Raw genomic sequence first — 15791 nt, 5'->3', positions numbered from 1 at the left:
TCAGTTCTCCAGTACGCTCAGCAGGCCAAGGGGCAGGGGCACGTCCATCACGCGGTCGAACAGCCAGTAGAGGAAAATGCTCATGCCGGCCACCACAATGGCGCTTTGCAGCCAGCGGCCACCGTACAGCCGAGCCATGGGCAGGCCGACCAGGATGGCGCTGAGGATGAAGCCGAGCGCTTCGAAAGTGGCGGCGAAGACGATCAGCAGGCCGACACAGGCGGTGATCTTGATCAGGGTCTCGCGGTCCAGTTCCGGTTCGTCATCCTTGCGCACGATGGGCGTTGGGCGGAACACCAGGTACAGCAGGCCCAGCCCCATCAGGCCGAGCACCAGCAGCGGGTAAGCGCGCGGGCCCACCGGTTCATAGGAGAATGCAGCCTGATAGGGCCAGGCCATCACGGCCAGGGCGGCACACATCGCCAGCAGGGCCAAGGCGAAAATGCGTTGAAGGATCATTGGGGAATCCTCGTTGGGATTGCTCAAGTGAAATGCAAATCCTGTGGGAGCGGCCTTGCGTCGCGATCGGGCGCGAAGCGGCCGCTAAACCTGCCGATGCGATCTGTACGAAGCATCGTATCGGCTGTGCCAGGGGCCGCTTCGCGCCCGATCCCGACACAAGGCCGCTCCCACAGGAGTGGTGGTGAGTCCGACAGGCTTACTGGATCAGGCCGAATTCCTTGGCCAGCGCCTTGTAGTCAGCCACTTGCTTCTTCACATAGCCGTCCAGCTCTTCGCCGGTCATGGCGAACGGGAACAGCTCGCGCTGGTCTCGCAGCTTGGCGAAGTCCTCGGAGGCCAGCATCTTGTCGAACGAGGCCTTCCACCAGGCGTAGTCCTCGTCGCTCACTTTTGGCCCCAGGTAGAAGCCGCGCACCACCGGCCAGACGATGTCGTAGCCCTGCTCCTTGGCAGTAGGGATGTCTTTCATTTCCGGCTCGTTCAGCCGGTTTTCAGAGAACACCGCGAGGATGCGCATGTTGCCGCTCTGGATGTGCGGCATGGAGTCGGAAATGTCGGTAGAGCCGACCTGGATGTGGCCGCCCAGCAATGCCGTGGCGATTTCGCCGCCGCCCTCCAGGGCCACGTAGCGCAGGTCGCGCGGGTTGATGCCAGCGGCCTTGGCGATCAACGCGGTCTGCATCCAGTCCTGGCTGCCGACGGTGCCGCCGGAACCGATCACTACCTTGCTCGGGTCTTTCTTCAGCGCTGCGACCAGGTCATCAAGTGTCTTGTAGGGCGAGTCGCTCTTCACTGCGATGGCACCGTAGCTGGTGCCGACGGCAGCCAGCCATTTCACCGCGTTTTCGTCGAAACGCCCGAACTTGCCCTGGGCCAGGTTAAGCAGCGAGCCGCTGGACCAGGCCACCAGCGTGCCGGCGTCTGCCGGGCGCTGGGCGACCACGGCGTTGTAGGCGACCGCGCCGACCCCGCCGGGCATGTAGGTGACGCGCATCGGCTTGCTGAGGATCTTTTCTTGTACCAGTGCGCTTTGCACCAGCTTGCAGGTCAGGTCGAAGCCACCGCCGGGTGAGGCGGGAGCGATGCATTCGGGGCGTTTCGGTTCTGCAGCGAGGGCGTTGCCGGCCAACAGCAGGCAGCCGGTAGCGAGGACGAGGCGGCGCAGTGAAAAGGTCATCGTCGATCTCCGTGAGTGTTGTTGTTATCGGATTACCGCTATGGGGTTACCACAGCGCCACGCTGTAGCTGACCAACAGCCTCACTTCATCCGCGTCACGGGCGAAGTTGGAGCGGAAGGTGGCGTTGCGCAGACGCACGGCGACGTTCTTCAACGGGCCGCTTTGTACCACGTACTTCAGTTCGGTGTTGCGTTCCCACTCTTTGCCTTCGCCACCGGCAGCACGGCTGACGTTGTCACCGCTGATGTAACGGGTCATGAAGGTCAGGCCCGGCACGCCGAGCGCGGCGAAGTTGTAGTCGTAGCGCGCCTGCCAGGAGCGTTCGTCGGCCCCGGCGAAGTCATTGATCTGGACGAAGTTGACCAGGTACGGGTCGGCGCCATCCACATACGGGAAGGCACTTTCGCCAGACAACTGCTGCCAGGCGGCGCTGACCTTGTGCCCGCCCAGGGCATAGCTGAGCATGCCGTTGACGGTGGTGTTGTCGATGTTGCCGGCCTTGGCTGCACCGGCGTCGTCGCTCATGGCAAGGCGCAGGTCGGCACCCAGGGTGCCCGGGCCCCAGGGTTGGGTGGCGACCATGCCGATGAAGTGCTGGCGGTAGATATCGTCGAGCTGGGCGAAGTGGTAGCTGCCGGTGATGCGGTCGGTGAACTGGTAGTCGAGCCCCGCCAGGGCCAGGTTGTCAGCGCTGAAGGTGCCACCGAAGCGGCCGTTCTTGTTGTTCAGCGCCAGGTCTTCCCAGTTGGTGTCGTTGCGGTCCTTGGCTTTGTCTATGCGGCCACCAGTGAAGGTCAGGCCCTTGATCTCCTTGGAGGTGAGCAGGCCACCTTCGAAGGTTTGCGGCAGGATACGCCCATCGTTGGGCTGCAGGGTCGGCAGTTCGGGGATCAGGGTGCCGATCTTGAGTTCAGTCTGGGAGATCTTCACCTTGCCGGTCAGGCCCAGCTTGGAGTACTCGTCGGCAGCCTTGCCGTCATCGTGGGTCGGCAGCAGGCCGCTGTTGGCACGGTCCGGGCTGGAGTCGAGCTTGATGCCGAGCATGCCCAACGCGTCCAGGCCAAAGCCCACGGTGCCATCGGTGTAGCCAGACTCGAAATTGAGGATGAAGCCCTGGGCCCATTCATCGCGCTTGGATTGCTGCGCGCTGGTGCCGTCGCGGAAGTCGCGGTTGAAGTACATGTTGCGGGTTTCGAAGGTGGCCGTGCTGTCTTCGAAGAAGGCGGCCTGGCTCATCGGGGCGACACCGGCAAGCGCGAGGGCGCTGGCGATGGCCGAGGGGCGAGCGATAAAGGAACGGGTAGGCGCGAACGCCTGCGGCTGCGATGACAGCATCGTCGATGACTCCGTTTATTGTTCTTATTCGTTGCACCTTGCTGGTGCTTTTTTCGGCGCGAAGGGCGACCGTGGTGCGATGCTAGGCAACGAACCTTTCGCTAACCTTTCAGCGTGAAAGGTTTGTCACGAGGGGCTTCACAGGCGTGGTGACAGCGGTACACTCCGCGCCACCGTCCCACCCGAGCAGGGAGAATCCGATGCGTGTGCTACTGGTCGAAGACCACCTGCAACTGGCCGAAAGCGTGGCCCTGGCCTTGAAAAGCCATGGCCTGACCGTGGATGTGCTGCATGACGGCGTGGCGGCCGACCTGGCGCTGGCCAGTGAGGAATACGCCGTGGCCGTGCTGGATGTCGGCCTGCCGCGCATGGACGGCTTTGAGGTATTGGCGCGCTTGCGAGGTCGTGGCAAGACCTTGCCGGTGCTGATGCTGACTGCGCGCAGTGACGTCAAGGACCGGGTCCATGGCCTGAACCTGGGCGCCGACGATTATCTGGCCAAGCCGTTTGAGCTGACCGAGCTGGAGGCGCGGGTCAAGGCCTTGCTGCGCCGCAGTGTGCTCGGTGGCGAGCGCCAGCAACGCTGTGGGCCGCTGGTGTATGACCTGGACACCCGTCGCTTCACCCTCGGTGACGACAACCTGACGCTGACCTCGCGCGAGCAGAGCGTGCTGGAAGCGCTGATCGCTCGCCCGGGCCGGGTGATGAGCAAGGAGCAGCTGGCTGCCCAGGTGTTTGGCCTGGACGAAGAGGCCAGCCCTGACGCCATCGAAATCTACATTCACCGGCTGCGCAAGAAGCTCGACGGGCACGCTGTGGCCATCGTCACTTTCCGCGGTCTGGGCTATTTGCTTGAGCACCGCGATGCGTGACAACGGCAGCCTGCGCGGGCGCTTGCTGGGTAATTTGGCGCTGTTGCTGGTGGTGCTGATGCTGGCCAGCGGCCTTAGCGCCTACTGGAATGGCCGCGAGGCCGCCGACACTGCCTACGACCGCACCCTGCTGGCTTCGGCGAGAACCATCGCCGCGGGCCTGTCGCAGCGCGATGGTTCGTTGAGCGCGGATGTGCCTTACGTGGCGCTGGACACGTTCGCCTATGACAGTGCGGGGCGCATTTACTATCAGGTGCTGGATATCAAGCAAAGGCTGATTTCTGGCTACGAGAACCTGCCGCCACCGCCGCCGGGTACGCCGCGCACCGATGACTATCCGGCATTGGCACGGTTCTACAACGCCACTTACCTGGGCCAGGACGTTCGTGTGGTCAGCCTGCTGAAGCCGGTCAGCGAGCCGAACATGAACGGCATGGCAGAGATTCGCGTAGCCGAAACCGAGGAAGCGCGGGTGCGCATGGCCCGAGGGTTGATGGCCGATACCCTGCTGCGCCTGGGCATGCTGGCACTGGGGGCGTTGGTGATGGTGTGGTTTGCCGTGAGTGCCGCGTTGCGGCCGTTGGAGCGCCTGCGCACAGCGGTGGAAGAACGCCAGCCGGACGACTTGCGAGCGTTGCCGGTGGTGCAGGTACAGCGCGAGCTGGGCCCGCTGGTGCGCGCCTTGAACCACTTTACCGAGCGCTTGCGTGGCCAGTTCGAGCGCCAGGCGCAGTTCATTGCCGACGCGGCCCACGAACTGCGAACGCCGCTGGCGGCGTTGAAGGCACGGGTCGAGCTGGGCTTGCGCTCGGCCGAGCCGCAGGAGTGGCGGCAGACCTTGGAGTCGGCAGCCCAGGGCACCGACAGGCTGACCCACCTGGCCAACCAGCTGTTGTCCCTGGCGCGGGTCGAGAATGGCGCACGGGCGATTGCCGAAGGCGGTGCGCAGCGTCTGGACTTGAGTCAGTTGGCCCGCGAGCTGGGCATGGCCATGGCGCCTTTGGCGCACAAGCGCGGGGTGGCGCTGGCGCTGGAGGCCGAGGCGCCGGTGTGGCTGAAGGGGGAGCCGACATTGCTCAACGAGTTGTTGAGCAACCTGGTGGACAATGCCTTGGCGCATACGCCAGCGGGTGGCAATGTGATTTTGCGGGTAATGGCGCCGGCAGTGCTGGAAGTGGAAGACGACGGGCCAGGTATTCCCGTGGCCGAGCGCGAACGGGTGTTCGAGCGGTTCTACCGGCGAAGTGCGCAGGGCAGTGGGTTAGGGCTGGCGATCGTTGGCGAGATCTGTCGGGCGCACCTGGCGCAAGTGAGCCTGCATGATGGCGAGAAGGGCGGGTTGCGGGTGCAGGTGAGCTTTATCGCGGATTGATGGTTTGCCTGTGTCGCCCTTTCACGGGCTCACCCGCGAAAGGGGCGACACAGGCTGCTACAGCTCAGCGCAACATGCTCCGCGCCTCCAGCAGTTCATCGACCTCAAGCTCGGTGCCAAACGGCAACCCCAGATGGCGGTATGCCGGCAGCGCAGCCAATGGCCGGTGACGCCCGCGCTGACTGATGCAGCGGGCGATCTGCACGATGTCGATGTAATCGATCTTGTCAGTCTGGCGGTCCAGGTCATGAACCTGGCTCGGCAGGTGGACCAATTGCTCCGGAAACTCCCAGGCCTTGAGGATCTTGTCCCCCAGCACCGGCTGGAGTTGCTCGATCACGTAATGCAGGCAAACCGGGTCGGACAACAGTTCGTTGTGCTCTTCGGCATAGATGAGTACCGGCAGCGCGCCAATCTGGTTGACCAGCCCACCCAAAGTGGCCTGGTCGGGCTTGAGAGGTGTGAAGCGGCGGCAGATTTCGTAGCTGATGCCCGCCACTTCCAGGCTACTGGCCCAGATATCGCGCAGTTTCTGCTCCACTGCCGGCGAGCGGGCATGGAAAATCTGCTCGATCACCAAGCCGATGGCCAGGTTGCAGCTGTAGTTGATGCCTAGCCGCGTGATGGCGGTATGCAGGTCGGTCACCTCGACCGCAGCACGCAGCAATGGGCTGTTGACGACCTTGATCAGGCGCGCTGACAGGGCCGCGTCGCGGCCGATCACCTTGCTCAGGGCCGCTACGCTGATCTCGCTGTCTTCCGCTGCCTCGCGGATGCTCAAGGCAACCTCGGGCAGGGTTGGCAGGACCAGGTCATCCTTTTCGATGGCGTCGAGCAATTGTGCTTGAACCAACTCGGCCAGCTTGTTCATGGGCATGTCTACCGCAGTGGTGGTGCGGCCCCGCCACAGGGGTGGGGCAGGCTGGTCAGCGCTGGATTTCCCGGTCGCGGTCCAGTTCGTAAGGCAGGGTCAGCACCTGCAGGCGCGGGCCTTCGAGGCTGCCCAGGTGCAGGTTGCCGTCTTCCACCGCCTCGGCGCTGAGCACCGCGAGCAGTTCGCAGCCCGTGCCGTTGCCGGCAGCAATGACCACTTCACCGACCGACGACCCATGGGTGGGCGAGAAAATCTCGGCGCCCGGGGCCGGAATGGCCTGCTGGTCCAGGGCCAGGCGGTACTGGCGGCGCTTGAGTTTGCCCAGGTACTGCATGCGGGCGACGATTTCCTGGCCGGTGTAGCAGCCTTTCTTGAAGCTGACGCCGTCGACGGCCTGCAGGTTGATCATCTGCGGGATGAACAGCTCACGGGTTGGGCCCATGACCTGGCCGATACCTGCGCGAATCTGGCCCAGCAGCCAGTCGTTTAGCGTGCCTTCGGGCAGCGCTGCGGCAAGGGCTTGGCGTACAGGCTCGGCGTCAGCCGCCGGCACCCACAACTCGACCCGGCCGGCGGACACGGCGATCGCGATCAGCCCGTCATGGCGCACGGTGCTACCGGCGGCGGCGGGCACGACAAGCCCCAGCCCCTGCAGTGCAGCGTCGCCACCTTGCAGGCCGAAGCGTGCCCATGCGCTGCTTTCGTCGGTCAGCGTGGCCTTGGAGAACACAGCGTACTTTTTCAGGTCGGCCAGTTGCGCGTCGAGCAGTTCACTGGCCATGGCCAGCAAGTAGCCGTTGCCTTCGGGCACTATGCGGAAGCTCGACTGCATGCGCCCCTTGACCATGCAGCGGGCGCCGAGGCTTGCGTATTCCTGGCTGAGGTAGTTGATGTTGCAGGTCAGCTGGCCTTGCAGGAACTTGCCTGCATCGGAGCCGCGGACGGCGAGGATGCCCTCGTGGGACAGGGGGCAGAAGAAAGCGGAATCGGCCATGGGTCATCGCGGTGGCTAAAGACTGGCGGCCATCATAGAACGCCGGTAACAAAATAGGTAGGTGACTAGACCAACGCCCGGTGTCGCTTCGCGCGCCTGGCTGTATACTGGCGGCCCATTCGAGGAGGGCCCCATGGTCGAACAAACTGAACTCAACCGGCTTTTCTGGCACAGCCGCCGCGGCATGCTGGAACTGGACGTACTGCTGGTGCCTTTCACCCAGGAAGTCTACCCCACCCTCAATGAGACCGACCGTGAACTGTACGTGCGTCTCTTGAGCTGCGAGGATCAGGACATGTTCGGCTGGTTCATGGAGCGCACCGAGTCCGAAGACCCGGAACTGCAGCGCATGGTCCGCATCATTCTGGACCGTGTCCAGCCCAAGTGAGTGCTTCGAGTGCCGTTGGCAAGGCTCGCGCCTGCTGCTGACGGCCTACCTCGCTTGTCAGGTTCTGGCGTGGCTTGCCGTGTGGGCGAGCTCGCTGCCCGGGTGGTTGGCCTTTTCGGTTGTCGCCGCCTGCACGGCCCACGCTGGCTGGGCCATTCCCCGACGTATCCTGTTGACCCATGAGCATGCTGTTGTCGGCCTGCGCCGTGATGTGCGGGGCTGGCAGGTGTTCAGTCGTGCCTGTGGGTGGCAGCGGGTTCGGTTGTGCCGGGACAGTGTGGCGTTGCCACGGCTGGTGGTTTTGCGCTTTGAGCGGGTGGGGCGTTGGCTGGGGGAAAGCCAGTGTATACCTCAGGATGCGCTAGGGGCTGACGAGCATCGGCGCTTGCGGGTGCGGTTGAAGTTCAGCCGGCGGCGCTGGGCTGCGGTGAGCCGGGCATAGATCGAGACCGGGTTAGCTTCTTCGCGGGCGAGCCCGCGAAGGCCACGACGCCGATATCAGAGCGGGTTAAGGATGGTGTCCTTGGCCTCGTCCAGCATCCCTGGATAATCCAGTGTGTAATGCAACCCTCGGCTTTCCTTGCGCTGCATGGCTGACAGGATCATCAGCTCGGCCACTTGCGCCAGGTTGCGCAGCTCGATCAGGTCACGGCTGACCTTGTAGTTGCTGTAGAACTCGTCGATTTCATCCAGCAGCAGGCGAATGCGGTGCTGGGCCCGCTGCAGGCGCTTGCTGGTGCGCACGATGCCGACGTAGTCCCACATGAAGCGCCGCAGTTCGTCCCAGTTGTGCGCAATGATCACGTCCTCGTCCGAGTCGGTCACCTGGCTGGCGTCCCAGCCGGGCAAGGCCTTGGGCATGGCCACTTGCTCCAGGTGCGCCTGGATGTCGGCAGCGGCGGCGCGACCGTACACAAAACATTCCAGCAGCGAGTTGCTGGCCATGCGGTTGGCGCCGTGCAGGCCGGTGAAACTGGTTTCGCCGATGGCATACAGGCCAGGCACATCGGTGTGGCCGCAGTCGTCGACCATCACCCCGCCGCAGGTGTAATGCGCCGCCGGCACCACCGGGATCGGCTGGCGGGTGATATCGATGCCAAAGGCCAGGCAGCGCTCGTACACGGTGGGGAAGTGGCTCTTGATGAAATCTGCAGGCTTGTGAGTGATGTCCAGGTATACGCAGTCCACGCCCAGGCGCTTCATCTCGTGGTCGATGGCGCGGGCCACGATGTCCCGTGGGGCCAGCTCTTCGCGTGGGTCGAAGCGTGGCATGAAACGTTCGCCGTTGGGCAGGCGCAGCAGGGCGCCCTCGCCGCGCAGGGCTTCGGTGATCAGGAAGCTCTTGGCCTGTGGGTGATACAGGCAGGTCGGGTGGAACTGGTTGAATTCCAGGTTCGCCACTCGGCAGCCGGCCCGCCAGGCCATGGCGATACCGTCGCCGCAGGCACCATCGGGGTTGCTGGTGTAGAGATAGACCTTGGCCGCACCGCCCGTGGCCAGCACGGTGAAGCGCGCGCCGAAGGTGTCCACCTCGCCGGTGTTGCGGTCGAGCACGTAGGCGCCCAGGCAGCGTTCGCCGGGCAGGCCCAGGCGGCGTTCAGTGATCAGGTCGACCGCCACCCGCTGCTCCAGCAGCTGGATGTTCGGGCGCTGGCGAGCCTGTTCCAGCAGCGTGGTGAAGATTGCCGCGCCGGTAGCGTCGGCGGCGTGGATGATGCGCCGGTGGCTATGGCCCCCTTCACGGGTGAGGTGGAACTCGAAGCCGCCATCGTCGACGCTGTAGTGCTCATCGCGGGTGAAGGGCACGCCTTGCTCGATCAGCCATTGGATCGCTTCGCGGCTGTGCTCGACGGTAAAGCGCACTGCGTCTTCATGGCACAGCCCGCCGCCGGCATTGAGGGTGTCCTCGACATGCGACTGCACAGTATCGGTGTTGTCCAGCACTGCAGCGACGCCGCCCTGGGCCCAGAAGGTCGAGCCGTTGGACAGGTCGCCCTTGCTCAATACGGCAACGCGAAGGTGGCTGGGGAGGTTAAGTGCCAGGCTGAGACCGGCGGCACCGCTGCCGATCACCAGGACATCATGTTGGAATTGTTGGCTCATGTCGGGACACTAGTAATCTTTGGGAGGGGCACGGCACAATGGTCACGCGCGGATGGCATTGTGAAACTATCGTTAAACGTGTCGGGATGCCTTTATAGCAGCCCCGGGTGGCCAATTTCCATGCTACCTGCCAGGTTGCGACAACCTTTGTGGGAACTTTCCGACATGGCCGGAAATCCTATGAAGGCTGCCCGTACGCCACAATTTGCCGCGGCGACGCAGGGCGGCAGGCCTTTCCAGGCTTACCCCTGTGTATTTGAAACCTGATTATCGACGTAGCCGGCCGTGACCGCGCCGCGTCTTCCGTGCAAGCCGACCAAGGGCTGCAGGAAACTTGCTTGGAGGGGAGAACTTTTGCGCAAAGCCCGAGTCTATGGTTGCAAGCCTGAACGATGGCTGATGCAACGCTCCTTCGAGTTCACTGAGGAGTGTTCATGCTAACCCAGGAAGAGGATCAGCAGCTTGTCGAGCGCGTTCAGCGCGGCGACAGGCGAGCTTTCGATCTGTTGGTGCTGAAGTATCAGCACAAGATTCTCGGGTTGATCGTGCGGTTTGTCCACGATACCCACGAGGCCCAGGATGTAGCACAGGAAGCCTTCATCAAGGCCTACCGTGCGCTTGGCAACTTCCGCGGCGACAGTGCGTTCTATACGTGGCTGTACCGCATCGCCATCAACACGGCGAAGAACTACCTGGTGTCCCGTGGAAGACGGCCGCCAGACAGTGATGTGAGCTCCGAGGATGCGGAGTTTTACGACGGCGATCATGGTCTCAAGGATCTCGAGTCCCCAGAGCGCTCGTTGTTGCGGGATGAAATCGAAGGCACTGTCCATCGCACCATCCAGCAACTGCCCGAAGACCTGCGTACGGCATTGACGCTACGCGAGTTCGACGGGCTGAGTTACGAAGACATTGCCAGTGTCATGCAATGTCCGGTGGGTACCGTGCGCTCTCGAATCTTCCGCGCTCGGGAGGCCATAGATAAAGCCCTGCAGCCGTTGTTGCAGGAAACCTGAGACAGCGGCGACAGCGCCAAGAGAGGAACCGCCATGAGTCGTGAAGCTTTGCAGGAATCGCTGTCCGCGGTGATGGATAACGAAGCGGATGAACTGGAACTGCGTCGGGTGTTGAACGCCGTCGACGACGCCGAAACCCGTGCCACCTGGTCGCGTTACCAGGTTGCCCGTGCAGCCATGCACAAGGAACTGCTGCTGCCTAACCTGGATATCGCCTCGGCGGTGTCCGCGGCGCTGGCCGACGAAGCCGTGCCAGCCAAGGTCAAGAAAGGCCCTTGGCGCAGCATTGGCCGTCTGGCGGTAGCCGCCTCGGTTACCGTCGCGGTACTGGCCGGTGTGCGTATGTACAACCAGGACGAAATCACGGGTGCAGAGCTTGCTGCCCAGCAGCCTGTCCAACAGGGCCTGAGTGTGCCACAAGCGCAAGGCCCGGCCGTTTTGGCAGGCTATAGTGAAAGCAGTGAGCAACCGACCGGGCCAATGGCCAATGGCGTGCTGCAGAACCAGGCCGGCTGGGATCAGCGTCTGCCAGGCTACCTGCGCCAGCATGCCCAGGAATCTGCGCTCAAGGGCACTGAAACCGCATTGCCGTATGCCCGCGCCGCCAGCCTGGAAAACCGTTAAGTAAGGAGGATCATGCGCGCGCTACCTCTCTTGTCGCTGCTGATTGGCAGCTGCATGACGGTGCCAGCATTGGCGGCCAATTCTTCGCCTGAGGCGAGTGAGTGGCTGAACAAGCTGGCACAGGCCGAGCAAAAACAGAGCTATCAAGGGTCGTTCGTCTACGAACGCAACGGCAGTTTCTCCTCCCACGACATCTGGCACAGGGTCGACGACGGCAAGGTCAGCGAGCGGCTGTTGCAGCTTGATGGCGCCGCCCAGGAAATCGTGCGCGTGGATGGCAAGGTGGAATGTGTCAGCGGGGCCTTGGCCAGCGGTGTCACGGCGCCGCCGGATACCGCACCGCGTGTGCTTGATCCGCTGAAACTGATGGGTTGGTACGATTTGAGTGTGGCAGGCAAGTCACGGGTCGCCGGGCGCGATGCCGTGATCATTACGCTCACGCCACGCGACCAGCATCGCTATGCGTTCGAATTGCACCTGGACCGTCACTCGGGTTTGCCGCTGCGTTCGTTGATGCTCAACGACAAGGGGCAGTTGCTGGAACGCTTCCAGATGACCCGTCTCGATACCGATGAAATACCCAGCGACGCAGACTTGCGCCCAGGTGCTGCCTGCAAGCCAGTGCAGCATGTGGCAGCCGGCAGCAATGATGCCGTCGCGGGTTGGCGTTCGGACTGGCTGCCACCCGGTTTCGAGCTGGTCAACAGCTCGGTACGCCGTGATCCCAAGCACAACAGTTCGGTCAGCAGCCTGATGTATGACGACGGCCTGGCGCGTTTTTCGGTGTTCATCGAGCAAGTGAGCGATGATGGCGGCACCGACATGCGCACCCAGCTAGGCCCGACCTCGGCAGTCTCGCGTCGCCTGAATACACCCAAGGGCAAAGTGATGGTGACCGTGGTTGGCGAAATTCCGCTGGGTACGGCAGAACGCGTCGCCCTGTCGATGCGCCCCCAGGATGCCCAGGCGCGCCAGTAATGGCGCGCTTTTGCGTGCCGAGCCAAGGCAGGTGGGCATACGCCTGAAATGAAATTAAAGCATTGTCATTTGCAATCCATCGGCAAATTTTCTATAGGTCAGGCTTTGAAGAGCCTGGCCTTTTCTGCGTTGTGCAGGGGTCTTTCCAAACTACCGCTCGTTGTGACGGGAGTCGTATGTCAATACCACGCTTGAAATCCTACCTAATGATGTTCGCTGCTGTGCTGATGCTCGGCCAAGTAGTCGCCGCCCAGGCCGAGGAAGCCCTGCCGGACTTCACCACCCTGGTGGAGCAGGCTTCGCCGGCGGTGGTCAACATCAGTACCAAGCAGAAGCTGCCTGACCGCCGGATCGCCGCAAACCAGATGCCGGATCTGGAAGGCCTGCCGCCGATGTTCCGCGAGTTCTTCGAGCGCAACATGCCCCAGCAGCCCCGTTCGCCGCGCGGCGACCGCCAGCGCGAGGCGCAGTCGCTGGGCTCGGGCTTCATCATTTCCAGTGATGGCTACGTGCTCACCAATAACCATGTGGTGGCCGATGCCGACGAGATCATCGTCCGCCTGTCGGACCGTAGCGAGCTCCAGGCCAAGCTGGTCGGCACCGACCCGCGCACTGACGTGGCGCTGCTGAAGGTCGATGGCAAGAATTTGCCAACGGTGAAACTGGGTGACTCCGAGAAGCTCAAGGTGGGCGAGTGGGTACTGGCCATCGGTTCGCCGTTCGGCTTCGACCATTCGGTGACCAAAGGTATCGTCAGCGCCAAGGGCCGGACCCTGCCCAATGACACCTACGTACCGTTCATCCAGACCGACGTGGCCATCAACCCGGGTAACTCCGGCGGCCCGCTGTTCAACATGAAAGGCGAAGTGGTGGGGATCAACTCGCAGATCTTCACCCGTTCTGGCGGTTTCATGGGCCTGTCGTTCGCCATCCCGATTGATGTGGCGATCGATGTCTCCAACCAGCTGAAGAAAGACGGCAAGGTCAGCCGCGGCTGGCTGGGCGTGGTGATTCAGGAGGTCAACAAGGACCTGGCTGAATCGTTCGGCCTGGACAAGCCGGCGGGCGCCCTGGTGGCCCAGGTGCTGGAAAACGGCCCGGCAGCCAAAGGCGGCCTGCAGGTGGGCGACGTGATCCTCAGCATGAACGGCCAGCCAATCGTCATGTCGGCCGATCTGCCGCACCTGGTAGGCGGCCTCAAGGATGGCGAGAAGGCCAAGCTGGAAATCATCCGCAATGGCAAGCGCCAGAACCTGGACATCAGCGTCGGCGCGCTGCCGGATGACGACGTTGACATTGGCGCTGGCACCGAAGGCAGCGCCGAGCGCAGCAGCAACCGCCTGGGTGTATCGGTCGCCGACCTGACCGCCGAGCAGAAAAAATCCCTGGAGCTCAAAGGTGGCGTGGTCATCAAGGAAGTGCAGGATGGCCCGGCAGCCATGATCGGCTTGCGCCCTGGTGATGTCATCAGCCATCTGAACAACCAGGCCATCGGTTCGGCCAAGGAATTCACCGAAATCGCCAAGGAACTGCCGAAGAATCGTTCCGTGTCGATGCGCGTACTGCGTCAGGGCCGTGCCAGCTTCATCACTTTCAAGCTTGCTGAATAAGCAGTTTCGCAAGGCGAAAGGGCAGCTTCGGCTGCCCTTTTTCATGAATCTTCACAATTGCCGGAATGATTGCTGTGTACAGTCGGACAGAGGAATCTCCCATAACCCAGCAGCTTAAGGTACAATTCCCGGCTATTTTTCGGCGGGCGTCCGGCTCGCAGCCTTTTCGAGTGTTGACCCGTGAGTGATTTGAGTCATATCCGCAATTTCTCCATCATCGCCCACATCGACCATGGCAAGTCGACGCTGGCTGACCGTTTCATCCAGATGTGCGGTGGCCTGTCGGCGCGCGAGATGGAAGCCCAGGTGCTCGATTCCATGGACCTGGAGCGTGAGCGCGGTATCACCATCAAGGCCCACAGCGTCACGCTTCACTACAAGGCGCAGGACGGCAAGACCTACCAGCTGAACTTCATCGATACCCCCGGCCACGTCGACTTCACCTACGAAGTTTCGCGTTCGCTGGCGGCCTGTGAAGGGGCACTGCTGGTGGTTGACGCCGGTCAGGGCGTGGAGGCCCAGTCCGTAGCCAACTGCTACACCGCCATCGAGCAGGGCCTGGAGGTCATGCCGGTCCTGAACAAGATGGACCTGCCCCAGGCCGACCCGGACCGCGTCAAGGACGAGATCGAGAAGATCATCGGTATCGATGCCACCGACGCCGTGGCCTGCAGCGCCAAGAGCGGTATGGGCGTTGACGAGGTGCTCGAGCGCCTGGTGCACACCATCCCCGCGCCAGAAGGTGAGATTGATGCACCGCTGCAAGCGCTGATCATCGACTCTTGGTTCGACAATTACCTGGGTGTGGTCTCGCTGGTGCGTGTGCGCCAGGGCCGCGTCAAGAAAGGCGACAAGATCCTGGTCAAGTCCACCGGCAAGGTGCACTTGGTCGACAGCGTCGGTGTCTTCACCCCGAAGCACACCCAGACCGCTGATCTGAAAGCCGGCGAAGTAGGCTTCATCATCGCCAGCATCAAGGACATCCACGGTGCCCCGGTTGGTGACACCCTGACCCTGTCCTCGACCCCTGAGGTCGAGGTGTTGCCAGGCTTCAAGAAGATTCAGCCGCAGGTCTACGCCGGCCTGTTCCCGGTCAGCTCCGACGACTTCGAGGATTTCCGCGACGCTCTGCAGAAGCTGACCCTGAACGACTCCTCGCTGCAGTACATGCCGGAAAGCTCCGACGCGCTGGGCTTTGGCTTCCGTTGCGGTTTCCTGGGCATGTTGCACATGGAGATCATCCAGGAGCGCCTGGAGCGCGAATATGACCTGGACCTGATCACCACCGCACCCAGCGTGATCTACGAACTGGAGTTGAAAACCGGCGAAACCATCGTCGTCGACAACCCGTCCAAGCTGCCGGACGTCTCGGCTGTGGCCGACTTCCGCGAGCCGATCGTCACCGCGACCATCCTGGTTCCGCAGGAGCACCTGGGCAACGTCATCACTCTGTGCATCGAGAAGCGTGGCGTACAGCGCGACATGCAGTTCCTCGGCAGCCAGGTGCAGGTGCGTTACGACATGCCGATGAACGAAGTGGTGCTCGATTTCTTCGACCGCCTCAAATCCACCAGCCGCGGCTATGCTTCGCTGGATTATCATTTCGATCGCTACCAGTCGGCCAACCTGGTCAAGCTGGACGTGCTGATCAACGGCGACAAGGTCGATGCCCTGGCATTGATCGTGCACCGCGACAACGCGGCCTACAAAGGCCGTGCGTTGACCGAGAAGATGAAGGAACTGATCCCTCGGCAGATGTTCGACGTAGCGATCCAGGCAGCCATTGGCGGCCAGATCATTGCGCGGACAACCGTCAAGGCGCTCAGAAAGAACGTACTGGCCAAGTGCTACGGCGGTGACGTCAGCCGTAAGAAGAAGCTGCTGGAGAAGCAGAAGGCCGGTAAGAAACGCATGAAACAGGTGGGCAATGTGGAAATTCCACAAGAAGCCTTCCTCGCCGTGCTCAGGTTGGATAGCTAGGTCCT

The 15791-nt window shown here is 62.6% G+C and carries 15 protein-coding genes; 9 read left to right on the top strand and 6 right to left on the bottom strand.

Annotation, left to right across the window (positions count from 1 at the left end; translation table 11 throughout):
- The 3 genes from ACF8O8_RS06265 to ACF8O8_RS06255 form a co-directional block, all read right to left on the bottom strand.
- The gene (locus ACF8O8_RS06265) at positions 1–459 is read right to left on the bottom strand and encodes a tripartite tricarboxylate transporter TctB family protein (protein ID WP_049587364.1); all 459 of its coding nucleotides are present in this window, start codon (positions 457–459) and stop codon (positions 1–3) included.
- A 199-nt stretch (positions 460–658) separates the two neighbouring features.
- Entirely contained in the window at positions 659–1639 is a 981-nt protein-coding gene (locus tag ACF8O8_RS06260; RefSeq protein ID WP_010952525.1) for a tripartite tricarboxylate transporter substrate binding protein, read from the bottom strand.
- 46 nt (positions 1640–1685) lie between these two features.
- Entirely contained in the window at positions 1686–2975 is a 1290-nt protein-coding gene (locus tag ACF8O8_RS06255) for an OprD family porin (RefSeq protein WP_104962478.1), read from the bottom strand.
- A 200-nt stretch (positions 2976–3175) separates the two neighbouring features.
- Between ACF8O8_RS06255 and ACF8O8_RS06250 the strand changes: the two genes are divergently transcribed.
- Together ACF8O8_RS06250 and ACF8O8_RS06245 are read left to right on the top strand one after the other, a co-directional pair.
- Positions 3176–3847 carry a response regulator gene (locus tag ACF8O8_RS06250; RefSeq protein WP_392509394.1) on the top strand — a complete coding sequence of 224 codons (672 nt, stop codon included), beginning with the start codon at positions 3176–3178 and terminating at the stop codon, positions 3845–3847.
- Positions 3840–5219, top strand: a complete 1380-nt coding sequence (locus ACF8O8_RS06245; protein WP_392509393.1) for a sensor histidine kinase — start codon at positions 3840–3842, stop codon at positions 5217–5219. Before ACF8O8_RS06250 ends, ACF8O8_RS06245 begins: the two co-directional genes overlap by 8 nt.
- A 64-nt stretch (positions 5220–5283) precedes the next feature.
- Here ACF8O8_RS06245 and ACF8O8_RS06240 read toward each other — a convergent pair whose 3' ends face one another.
- Both ACF8O8_RS06240 and ACF8O8_RS06235 read right to left on the bottom strand, forming a co-directional pair.
- A complete protein-coding gene (locus tag ACF8O8_RS06240) occupies positions 5284–6090 on the bottom strand; it encodes an HDOD domain-containing protein (RefSeq protein WP_028698136.1) in 807 nt (268 codons plus the stop codon).
- Positions 6091–6145: 55 nt separating this feature from the next.
- Positions 6146–7087, bottom strand: a complete 942-nt coding sequence (locus ACF8O8_RS06235) for a YgfZ/GcvT domain-containing protein (RefSeq protein ID WP_392509392.1) — start codon at positions 7085–7087, stop codon at positions 6146–6148.
- Between the two features lie 133 nt (positions 7088–7220).
- Between ACF8O8_RS06235 and ACF8O8_RS06230 the strand changes: the two genes are divergently transcribed.
- Both ACF8O8_RS06230 and ACF8O8_RS06225 read left to right on the top strand, forming a co-directional pair.
- Positions 7221–7475: a succinate dehydrogenase assembly factor 2 gene (locus ACF8O8_RS06230; RefSeq protein WP_003252043.1), complete on the top strand. Its 255-nt coding sequence runs from the start codon at positions 7221–7223 to the stop codon at positions 7473–7475.
- Positions 7459–7917 carry a protein YgfX gene (locus ACF8O8_RS06225; RefSeq protein WP_392509391.1) on the top strand — a complete coding sequence of 153 codons (459 nt, stop codon included), beginning with the start codon at positions 7459–7461 and terminating at the stop codon, positions 7915–7917. The genes ACF8O8_RS06230 and ACF8O8_RS06225 overlap by 17 nt, the downstream gene beginning before the upstream one ends.
- Before the next feature lie 56 nt (positions 7918–7973).
- Here the strand turns inward: ACF8O8_RS06225 and nadB are convergent, their stop codons facing one another.
- Positions 7974–9578 carry an L-aspartate oxidase gene (nadB, locus tag ACF8O8_RS06220; RefSeq protein WP_010952532.1) on the bottom strand — a complete coding sequence of 535 codons (1605 nt, stop codon included), beginning with the start codon at positions 9576–9578 and terminating at the stop codon, positions 7974–7976.
- Positions 9579–10012: 434 nt separating this feature from the next.
- On the opposite strand from nadB, the gene rpoE reads away from it, so the two are divergent.
- The 5 genes from rpoE to lepA all read left to right on the top strand — a co-directional run bounded on the left by rpoE (position 10013) and on the right by lepA (position 15786).
- Entirely contained in the window at positions 10013–10594 is a 582-nt protein-coding gene (gene rpoE, locus ACF8O8_RS06215) for an RNA polymerase sigma factor RpoE (RefSeq protein WP_003252049.1), read from the top strand.
- Between the two features lie 33 nt (positions 10595–10627).
- Entirely contained in the window at positions 10628–11218 is a 591-nt protein-coding gene (locus tag ACF8O8_RS06210) for a sigma-E factor negative regulatory protein (protein ID WP_003252050.1), read from the top strand.
- A 12-nt stretch (positions 11219–11230) separates the two neighbouring features.
- On the top strand, positions 11231–12196 hold the full coding sequence (locus ACF8O8_RS06205) for a MucB/RseB C-terminal domain-containing protein (protein WP_010952533.1): 966 nt from the start codon (positions 11231–11233) through the stop codon (positions 12194–12196).
- Positions 12197–12402: 206 nt separating this feature from the next.
- Positions 12403–13806 carry a DegQ family serine endoprotease gene (locus ACF8O8_RS06200; RefSeq protein ID WP_370688748.1) on the top strand — a complete coding sequence of 468 codons (1404 nt, stop codon included), beginning with the start codon at positions 12403–12405 and terminating at the stop codon, positions 13804–13806.
- Positions 13807–13986: 180 nt separating this feature from the next.
- Complete coding sequence (lepA, locus tag ACF8O8_RS06195; RefSeq protein WP_010952535.1) at positions 13987–15786, top strand: translation elongation factor 4; 1800 nt, start codon at positions 13987–13989, stop codon at positions 15784–15786.
- Positions 15787–15791: the final 5 nt, after the last annotated feature.

Source organism: Pseudomonas sp. TYF_14 (assembly GCF_043105275.1).
Lineage (GTDB): Bacteria > Pseudomonadota > Gammaproteobacteria > Pseudomonadales > Pseudomonadaceae > Aquipseudomonas > Aquipseudomonas alloputida.
Note: the sequence above shows the minus strand (reverse complement) of the source record. Positions and strands in the feature narration are given on the sequence as shown.